1 protein-coding gene and 3 pseudogenes are annotated in these 3,336 nt (G+C 58.2%); 3 read left to right on the forward strand and 1 reads right to left on the reverse strand.

Annotation, left to right across the window (positions count from 1 at the left end; translation table 11 throughout):
* Positions 1 to 117: 117 nt before the first annotated feature.
* Positions 118 to 339, forward strand: a pseudogene (locus LPU83_RS73890) (recombinase family protein); the annotation flags it as partial.
* Positions 340 to 870: 531 nt separating this feature from the next.
* Here the strand turns inward: LPU83_RS73890 and LPU83_RS75330 are convergent.
* Entirely contained in the window at positions 871 to 1,911 is a 1,041-nt protein-coding gene (locus LPU83_RS75330) for a reverse transcriptase domain-containing protein (RefSeq protein WP_342213966.1), read from the reverse strand.
* Between the two features lie 25 nt (positions 1,912 to 1,936).
* Between LPU83_RS75330 and LPU83_RS37965 the strand changes: the two are divergent.
* Both LPU83_RS37965 and LPU83_RS75695 read left to right on the forward strand, forming a co-directional pair.
* Positions 1,937 to 2,607 (forward strand): annotated as a pseudogene (locus LPU83_RS37965) (IS110 family transposase); the annotation flags it as partial.
* A 287-nt stretch (positions 2,608 to 2,894) separates the two neighbouring features.
* A pseudogene (locus LPU83_RS75695) lies at positions 2,895 to 3,206 on the forward strand (IS21 family transposase); the annotation flags it as partial.
* Positions 3,207 to 3,336 lie beyond the last annotated feature (130 nt).

Below are 3,336 nucleotides of genomic sequence, written 5' to 3' on the forward strand. Positions count from 1 at the left end.
TCGGAGCACGGCAGGAAGGTGACGAGACCGCTCCGCCTGACAGGGCGGACGGTCCATGGGGAAAAGAGCAGCGGCAACGAACGGCCGCGAGATGAATGGATCGAAATACCGGTTCCGGTGATCGTCAGCGACGAGACATTTGCGCTTGCAGCAGAGCGCTTGGCCGACAACAAACGCTTCGCACCCCGTCGCACCATCGAGCCGAGCATCGTCCAGGGATTGGTCTCTTGTCGCAAATGCGGCTATGCGTTGTCACGGACGTCAACCCGCAGTTCAGCACGCAAAATCCATTACTACCGCTGCCTTGGCTCGGATGCATGGCGCCATCTCGGCGGGGCCGTGTGTGATAGCCGGCCTATCCGCCAGGACCTGCTCGACCAGATCATCTGGCAGGAGGTTATCCAACTGATCGAAGATCCAACACTCATTCAGGACGAACTCGACCGGCGCCTCGATGCGGCCCGTGCTGCCGAACCAACAAAACGGCGGCAAGACATTCTCGAACGCGAGTTGACGCGGATCGGGAAAAGCATGGAGCGCCTGCTTACAGCCTATCAAGAAGATCTCGTTTCCCTCGATGAACTACGGCGCCGGATGCCGGAACTGCGCGGCCGCGAACAGTCGATGCGCGCCGAACTGCAGGCGATTGTCGATCAGGCCGCCGACCGGTTGTCGTTCCTGCGTCTGGCTGAAACCTTGACCGCCTTCCTTCAGCGGCTGCGCGCGTCGGCGGAATTGCTGGACATCACCGAACGCCAGAAGATCGTCCGACTGCTGGTCAAGGAAGTATTGGTCGACAACGATACCATCACGATCCGGCATTCAATCCCGTCACATCCAAAACTGCCGCCCAGTGGTAGTGAGCCGCACTCAAATGGCACATTCCGGACGGACAGCAGAAATTACCTTTTGCGTTCGGGGAGTGATTACAGATCCTTGAGGAGTTCCTCGCGTCGATGCGACGCGGCGGCCATCCTCAATCGTGCCCGCTTTCAACCATTTGTAGATCAGACGTATCAGCCGGCAGTCACCAACTCGATGCGACAGGAAACGAAGCATCCACTCGTGATCGATCTCATCGTAAAACGAGCGAATGTCTGCATCCAGTATCCAGTTGATCTTCCGTTTGTCGATCCCAACCCACAAGGCGTCCAGCGCGTCATGCTGCCCCCTTCCTTGTCGGAACCCGTATGAGAAGCCCAGGAAGTCTTGCTCATCGATCGCGTTTAGAACCGTGGTGACGGCCATCTGCACGACTTTTTCTTCCAGCGCTGCAATGCCGAGAGGACGGAGTCTTCCGTCATTCTTCGGAATGTAGACCCGTCGGGACGGTTGTGCACGATATGCACCGGATTGAATCTCCCGGTGCAGTTCGTACACGCGTCCTTCGAGGTTCTTCTCATAGTCGTACCACGTCACGCCATCCACACCGCTCGCCGCTTGCTTGCGAAGCGCATGGAAGCTCTTCACCAAAAGCGTCGGAGTGATGTGGTGCATCAGCGCCGTGAAACGCATCTTCGGGTCCCGCTTGGCGGCTTCCCGTACACCTTCGATCCCCATCGAAGCGTGTTTTATCCGGCTCTGTGTCCGGCACGCTGGAGTTTCGAAGGCATTCCCTCCGATTACACCCCTTCCCGCCATTGCCTCCGCAGGATCATCTCCCTTGTTCGGCAACTTCTGCGGTACTATGGGCGTATCCGACTTCTCATCAGCGTCGATGACTGGCTTATGGTCAACGACCTTCCCAGTCCCGTCCAGTCCATTCGCACTGGACACTGATGAGATCTCGCTGCTTCCGTATGAAAGACTTCCCGGCATGCACAGGGTCTCCGACCGCGCGGGATCGGTGCATGGCTTGCGATTGACGCCATGCACCGTGTTGCCTTCCGCTTCGCTTAACAGCGTCGGCATCCCGAATTGATCATTTCGCGGCTCTATGGCCGGCCTGCCGGTTTCCCCTGTCAACGCTTTTCAATTGCATGGCGTGAATGCACGAGCAGCCGGTGCTTCGCAAGAAGTTATCACGCAGGGAAATGGTGAAATTCTTGGAGGAGACGCCGCCTACCACTATTGCGCTTGAGGCGTGCGGCGGTTCGCATTACCGGGCGAGGTTGCTAAGCTCGTTCGGGCACGAGGTGAAGCTGATCGCGCCGCAACTGGCAAAACCTTACATCAAGCGCGGCAAAGAACGATGCAGCGGATGCAGAAGCATTGTGCGAGGCGATGAGCAGGCCGACCATGCGCTTCGTGCCGGTGAAGACTGCCGATCAGCAGGCAGCCTTGATGCTGGTCGGCGCGAGGGAATGATTGATCCCCAATCGCACCCAGCTGCTAATGCTAACCGGACGTGATTTTGCCGCCTGGATCGGCCTAGATCATTCGACGGCCGGCAAAGTCAGGCTCGGTGTAATCACCCGCGCCGGTGATGAGATGTTGCGCAGTGGTGACGGGCGCACCTGCTCTGTTCGCACAGGACGAAGTAAAATGCTTCTCACTGGCTTCTTTCGCTCTTCCGACGCAAGAACCCGAAATGGTCGCGGTGGCACTGGCCAACAAGATCGCCCGGGCGCCTGGAGCCTGATGGTCAGCGGGGAAGCGTACCGGAGACAACCCCAAGATATCCCGCAGGCCGCAGGGCTAGTGATGGCCCGTCGCGGTGAGCAAGATAACGACCGCTACTGTGTTGAGCTGATGCGATGGTGAACTTGCAAGAAGAATGCAGATGGTGTGATCGATCGATCCAAGACGCGTGATGCTCCGTTTGTCCCACTGGCCGTTAAAGGTCGATAATGTGTTTGGAACTCGCGTCTCGGAAACCATCTTGGCCAGTGGTCATGTGCGGCCACACCCAACGGCCGCACATCTGGAAGCAAGCAATACGATCAAAATTATCTTTGGTCGTCCCCGACAATCTGAAGTCGGGCGTCAACCACGCCAGCTTCTACGATCCCGAGATCAGCCGCAAGCTACGGCATGATGGCCTTCCCACTACGGCGTGGGCGTTCGTCCGGCACGGCCAAGAAAGCCTCGGGGTAAATCGAAAGTTGAAACGGAGTCCGTTTTGTCCAGACCTGCATTCTGGGCGGCTGCGCAAGCAGACTATCTTCTCACTTGCCGAGGCCAATGCCGCTATCGGCCAAGCACTCGATCGCCTCAATGATTACCTCATGCGCCGGTTGGGCGTTACTCGGCGGCAAGTATTTGACGTGCCGCGCTGTGCATGTGGAGGTAGCGGCGCTCTTCCGAAAACTTAGGCATTAGCGGCAAGGCGCGACTTCTCTTTGCGCTCGCCGCGCGTGGTGCATCCTCGAAGGTGCGGGCAGCATCGGGCGGAAC

The sequence above is a fragment of the Rhizobium favelukesii genome (assembly GCF_000577275.2).
Lineage (GTDB): Bacteria > Pseudomonadota > Alphaproteobacteria > Rhizobiales > Rhizobiaceae > Rhizobium > Rhizobium favelukesii.